Genomic DNA, 6,116 nt, shown 5'->3' with positions numbered 1-6,116 from the left:
GAAACGCAATCGCGCCGATGATAGTGTGGGGTCTCCCCATGTGAAAGTAGGTCATTGCCAAGCGCCTAACTTCTCTTAATTGAGAGCAGATAGCCCGTTACTTACGTAGCGGGCTTTTTTGTGTTTGGAAATTGAGTGAGTTCATTAACGGCTAAAGCTAATAAACAATATGCCTGGAATGCCCATGAACTCTTACAAGGAAATGTAGGTTATCGTCATGCGCCTAATTTTTTAAAGAATAAATAGCTCAATGAGTGATTTTGTGAGTGTATTTGTCTCTGTGACTTGAAGCTTGAAGATAGTAATTATTATTTAAAACCTTACTATTATGAATTATTCCCTATTAATCGTTGATGTTTAATATAGGTCAGCTATCTTGATAGGCAATTCAACAGGTTTTTATATTTGGCTTAGTTTTCAAGTCAGCATTTTAGGAAAAAAAATGAAATTAGAAATGATTTGTACTGGTGAAGAAGTTTTATCTGGCCAGATTATTGATACCAATGCTGCGTGGGTTGCAAACACCATGATGGAGTTGGGAATTGAGACTCAACATAGAATCACGGTGGGTGATCGACTTGAAGATCTTAAGAACGCCTTTATTGAACGAAGCCATCATGCGGACGTAATCATTGTTAATGGTGGCTTAGGCCCTACTAGTGACGACATGTCTGCAGAAGCTATGGCTTTGGCTAAGAGTGAAGAATTAGTTGAAAATATCGAGTGGCGTGAGACGCTCGTTAACTGGTTTGCTCGTAATAATAGAACAATGGCTAAGAGCAATTTAAAACAAGCTTGGTTGCCTGAGTCGGCTGTGATGGTAGATAACCCCGTGGGAACGGCCTGTGGCTTCAGAGTTAAGCTCAATAAGGCCTGGTTGTTCTTTACTCCAGGCGTGCCTTTCGAATTAAAGCACATGATTAAAGAGCAATTCATCCCTTTTATCAAAGAAGAGTATGGCATCAGCGAGAATACGTCGCTTAAAAAATTACTCACAATTGGTCATGGAGAATCCTCACTAGAGGATAGTTTGTCACCATTAAATCTTCCAGATGGGATTACGTTAGGTTATCGCTCTTCAATGCCGCACATTGAAATCAAGATTTTTGCACGTGGGGACAAAGCAATAAGCAAACTCCCTAGTGTGACTAAAAAAGTTAAATCAATTCTTGGAATCGCGGTTGTAGCAGAAGACAGGCCTACTTTAGCCGCTGAGATCCATAATAGATTATATCAGTCTGGTTTCAGCTTAAGCATTGCTGAATCTTGTACTGGTGGGTTGATCACCAGTCAATTAATTGATTTTGCAGGCAGCTCTTCTTATCTTCATCATGGATTGGTGACCTACAGTAATGAATCTAAGGTAAAAATATTGGGCGTAAATCCGCAAATACTTGATGATTATGGGGCTGTTTCTATTGCCACTGTGGAAGCGATGGCGAGAGGAGCAAGAGGTATTCTAGACAGTGATTTTGCATTATCTACCAGCGGAATAGCAGGTCCAGATGGCGGTTCTGATGATAAGCCTGTTGGCACTGTTGCAATAGCTTTAGCCACTAAGCACGCAGTATATAGTCAGATGATTAAGTTACCGAGCCGATCTAGGCAACTGGTGCGAAGTATCAGTGCCGCAATTGCCTATGATATGTTACGTCGTGCTTTGCTTGGTGAAGCTGTCATTGTTGATTACCCATCAATATCTCGATTTGCAAAGTAAATTAGACCGATAAATGATCTAGTTCGCTAGATCGTTTATCTAATAGTTAAAAACTGGTTGTTGTGACGACATCGTATAAATCTACTTGGTGTTGATTTATGCCATTAACGTCTTCATTTTCTGGTGCTTTGAGCAAGCTAATTTTATTGCTCACTTGAATCACTTCCAATAACGTTGGTTCATCTGGTGGCATTAGAGTGGACATCACGGTATTTCTTAACGGTATATTTTTAAGCTTGATATGTTGAAAGATATCGCCTTTTTTAACGCCATGCATAGTGCCGATATTTATAGTGATAAACTCATCATCTCGATTTATTACCGTTGCTTTAGTTGCCTCACAACTCAATGTTTGGTTAATGTCTTGCGAGACTTTAAACAGAGTATCAACGATGGCTTTACCGTATTCACTTCGCCAAAATAAACTATTTGATAAATCAACTTTAGAGTAAGAGTCGAAGCTCCAACCTCCCTCACCATGGTATTCATCTTCTAGAAGTATGCTGTCGCTAATTCTATCGTACATAAACACTTTAATAGTGAAGTTACGCTTTGGGTAAATCGTATTGGTTAATAAAGCAGACTTTATTTCATTATATAAACCTATATCGCGTATATAACCAAAGACTAAATATTGGCTTTGAAATTGGCTATTCAACCTATGTGAGATACTTTGAATGGTCTTTAGATTTATGCTGTCAAAGCTGGTCACAGGCTTAAACACCATCTGAGGTATCAGTTCTTCAACAAAGACGCTTGGTTGGTTGCTGAGTTCATTTTTGAATCTAGAGGCTACATGAAATGGCAAAGTGTATATATCACCAGGCGCAGCCTGTTTAGGGGTCATCAAAGGAAACTGGGCAATGATTAGCTGTTTGGAATAAGCATCTTTAATGCAATTCGATTTAGAATGAAGATTCACCTTGAGATTAACGGTTAACTTACCTGCGGTTATCGTTTCATTAAGAATGACAATCTCACTGATTTGCTGTTTCGATACAATATTGCTTTTACTACTCGTAAGAATGCCATCTCTTACTGTATTTTCGATACTAATGTAACTACTTGCTTGAAGTGAGGCGTTTTCAATTGCTTGTTCAATAGCTAATTTACGCACGTCATTATAATCATCACCGTCATAGGGAATTGATGCTTGGCCTAAATACCACTGTGCATAGGACATTGATGGTAAGCAGAGCATTAATATTGCACATAGTATTTGCTTCATTGATTAGCCAAACACATTAAGCAGTTTAGAAATTAGCGATGGATCTTGATTGTCTTGTTGCTCTCCCTTGCCACTGACTTCAATCACTGTATTTCCGACCATGCTTGAATCAATTGAATGATCCGAGCCAATATCTGTCACTCTAATTTCACCTGAAAAGCGCACATATTCGTCGCCTTTATTCAGTTTTAGCCACTTTTCCCCAGCAACGACTAAGTTACCGTTAGGGAGTTTTTCTCTTACTGCCACAGTAATGGTACCTGAGAGAGAGTTATTGTGATTACTTGCAGAGGAGCTATCAAAGCTTTTATCTTGAGAGTAATCGGCGCTGAGATTGTTCTCATCGATGTTGATATTACCAGCGGTTATATTGGGGGATAACTCGAAATCATTGGAGCTATCTCTGGTATAGCTAACTGATTTTTTCGACGTCATCTCTTCATTTAATCTGATTAAGATCATATCACCAATATCATAACGATTATTGTTTTGATAAATATCATATACGCTGTCAGGGTTAAATATTGAGCCAGTAATTTGCTGCGCCTGTTGAATATTATTATTTCTGACAGGGCGATATTGAGGATCCCCTTTCATCACTTCGTCATCCGTTTCAATAACATTAACTGTGGTGTTTTCTTTAGTCGGTACTTTTATTTCAGCGACTTCAGTCGTTGTACAAGCTGACATACTTAATAGAATGAATGCTGCAAACGTGATTGTTAATTTCATTTCTGAACAACTGTGTTGAGGGTTTTATAAATTTTAACGTCAATTGAACTATGATATCTATCTTCTACACAGTAACTTCATTATCTTTACGCTTATTTACTAATATTGGTGTTATTTGTTACTAACTATTGATATATATTGTTTGTGTGAGGTGTTGCATCTGTTTTAAAGTTTTTATATTTGAAAAGTAATATATGGATTTGTTGTGGGTATATATTATTTGGTGGGGTTTATACTTGCTTGCTATTAACTGTGTCATTTGTATTGGCTTTGTATTATTAATTGTATACTATAAATTTGCATGTGTATTTATATTTAAGCATGTTTTTGATGAATGAAATATTTTAAAAGTCTATTCTAACTTTACTTGGTTAAATACTATTATGACTCAGCAAGAATCTTTGTCTGCACTCTCTAGATCAACTGAATTAATCAAATCTGATAAAATAATTCAATCCCAATCGAGTAGTGACTCCGATACATTTGCTGATATTCTGACAAGTGTCTCTAAAGTTAAGAGTGTCGGCAGTGCTGTGCTTGACTCTAGTTCAACCTCTGAAATATTTTCGGTAGACTCTTTGCAGCAACAAATACTGGCTGAGACTGGGCTAGGTAATTCAAGTATCTTATCGCTAAATATGAATAGCAGTATGATTACGGAGTTACAACAAGGCTTATTATCATCATTACAAACCAGTATGCTCAAAACTGCTGTCACCAATGCAGTAGGCGAAAATACATTAGTTTCAGCTAAGGTCAGTTCCGAAGAAGTAAGCTCGCTAATAAGTAATGCGACACCAGAAGAATCTAATATTGGTGAAGATATTTATAAATTCTCTTTTGGTGAAGACGGTTTTGATCAAAAAGATGTTATCGATTCAGTGAATATCTTAAATCATACCCCAATATTATCTTATATTTACCAAGAAACCACCGATACTGAAATAAGCCCAGCTTCGACATTAGCAGGTAGTTTAATTTATTCTGATTATGTTGGTGCGGGTTCTACAGCGATTAAATTAATTATGGATTATTTTACAGAAACTAATGCTGGCGGTATTGCAGCAGGAGTTAGTTCTTTTCTTTCGGATGATAATGATAAAGGTGCTTGATATTTTTATTAAGTAGAATCTTGCAATGTTTAATTCACGGGTTAAGTATATTCTATTTATTTTTTTGATTTATTTATGAAATATTCTATTGGTAATTAATATGAAAATAATACTTCTTATGACTTGGTTTATATTAAGTGGTTGTGAAGCGTTAAATAGTCAACCAGCGCAATATCAGCCAACTGATTTTCCTGTTTTAAATGCTGTAGGTTATGCACCTATTGAGAAGCAACCTGCAGAAATGCGTTCAGAGCAGATTTTAATGGCTATGGAAGCGTCAAAGATCTTGGCGTATAGAGAATTAGCCGAACAGGTCTACGGATTGCAGCTCAACTCGCAAACAGCAATACAAGGTCACTCGCTGAATAATATTGCCACCAAGATTAAAGTTTCTGGTGTGATAAAGGGAGCCAAAGTTGTCAAGACTTATCCAATAGACGGCTTTTATGTCACCGAATTGGAGCTAGATTTTAAGCTGGTGCGAGATTTGTATATGCAGTCAGAAAACCCAGTGCACTCTAGCACCTTGGTGGTTGAGCCAGTAAAAAACTTTTAATCCATTCGATCTTTGATGAATATGGCTAGTTTTATTAAAAGTAGACAATGTTTTGTTAATAGAACTTGTCTGCTTACTTTGAGATTTTCACGTTACCGGCGTTTTAGTTGCAGGTGTACTTTGTATCTTAGCTGCTCATTTCTAATATGGTTTTCTCTTCCTTTATGGGGTTACTGACATAAAAAAGCGCCAGTCGGCGCTTTTAAATTAACGTAGGTTAGTTCAAATTAAAATGTTAGAACTTAATCACTATTTTACCTTTTTGTACTTCAATGGCTTTAGTCATCGAAGCCATTAGTGCTTGATTGGAGTCATTGGTGTCGAGCACATAGACGGGTTGTGATTCCAAAAACGTTCGCAAAAATATCATTAATTGTGGCGTAATCGGTTTAAGCATCTGTTCAATATCTGCAGGCTCAGATTTAACGCTAACCAAGTCGAGCTTCTTTAGAAAGATGCTTTTACTTTCTACGTCATACCATGGCTCTGCTTCAAAAGTGATTTCCATATCTGCTGAGATTGACTTAAAGGGATTTTTTACCCCCATCTCAGTTAATGCAGTAACAGAAATAGTATTTGGTTTATGACCTAATTCTACTTCCATATCATTGAGCTTAAGTTGTAATCCGAAGATTTGATTACCTTGAGAGACCTCATAATGCATTTCATTATTAAGATAATCTTCTACTTCCGACTCAGTGATACTGTACTGACTAGCACAGCCAGTCAGTAACAACATGCAACAGATTAGTATTGTTTTGAACAATGTCA

Annotated in this window: 6 protein-coding genes; 3 read left to right on the top strand and 3 right to left on the bottom strand. The window is 37.0% G+C overall.

Going from position 1 to position 6,116, the window contains the following annotated elements:
- Positions 1-442 precede the first annotated feature (442 nt).
- Complete coding sequence (locus LMH66_RS14960; RefSeq protein ID WP_229370947.1) at positions 443-1,717, top strand: CinA family nicotinamide mononucleotide deamidase-related protein; 1,275 nt, start codon at positions 443-445, stop codon at positions 1,715-1,717.
- Positions 1,718-1,763: 46 nt separating this feature from the next.
- On the opposite strand, the gene LMH66_RS14955 is transcribed toward LMH66_RS14960, so the two are convergent.
- A complete protein-coding gene (locus LMH66_RS14955; RefSeq protein ID WP_229370945.1) occupies positions 1,764-2,945 on the bottom strand; it encodes a flagellar assembly protein T N-terminal domain-containing protein in 1,182 nt (393 codons plus the stop codon).
- Positions 2,946-2,948: 3 nt separating this feature from the next.
- The gene (locus LMH66_RS14950) at positions 2,949-3,677 is read right to left on the bottom strand and encodes a flagellar basal body L-ring protein FlgH (RefSeq protein ID WP_102527715.1); all 729 of its coding nucleotides are present in this window, start codon (positions 3,675-3,677) and stop codon (positions 2,949-2,951) included.
- Between the two features lie 383 nt (positions 3,678-4,060).
- On the opposite strand from LMH66_RS14950, the gene LMH66_RS14945 reads away from it, so the two are divergent.
- Together LMH66_RS14945 and LMH66_RS14940 are read left to right on the top strand one after the other, a co-directional pair.
- On the top strand, positions 4,061-4,789 hold the full coding sequence (locus LMH66_RS14945) for a hypothetical protein (RefSeq protein WP_229370943.1): 729 nt from the start codon (positions 4,061-4,063) through the stop codon (positions 4,787-4,789).
- A 100-nt stretch (positions 4,790-4,889) separates the two neighbouring features.
- On the top strand, positions 4,890-5,345 hold the full coding sequence (locus LMH66_RS14940; RefSeq protein WP_229370941.1) for an LPP20 family lipoprotein: 456 nt from the start codon (positions 4,890-4,892) through the stop codon (positions 5,343-5,345).
- A 235-nt stretch (positions 5,346-5,580) separates the two neighbouring features.
- On the opposite strand, the gene LMH66_RS14935 is transcribed toward LMH66_RS14940, so the two are convergent.
- Entirely contained in the window at positions 5,581-6,111 is a 531-nt protein-coding gene (locus LMH66_RS14935) for a DUF1439 domain-containing protein (protein WP_371998378.1), read from the bottom strand.
- Between the last annotated feature and the right edge of the window lie 5 nt (positions 6,112-6,116).

It is taken from the genome of Shewanella sp. 10N.7 (assembly GCF_020806285.1).
GTDB lineage: Bacteria > Pseudomonadota > Gammaproteobacteria > Enterobacterales > Shewanellaceae > Shewanella > Shewanella electrodiphila.
Note: the sequence above shows the minus strand (reverse complement) of the source record. Positions and strands in the feature narration are given on the sequence as shown.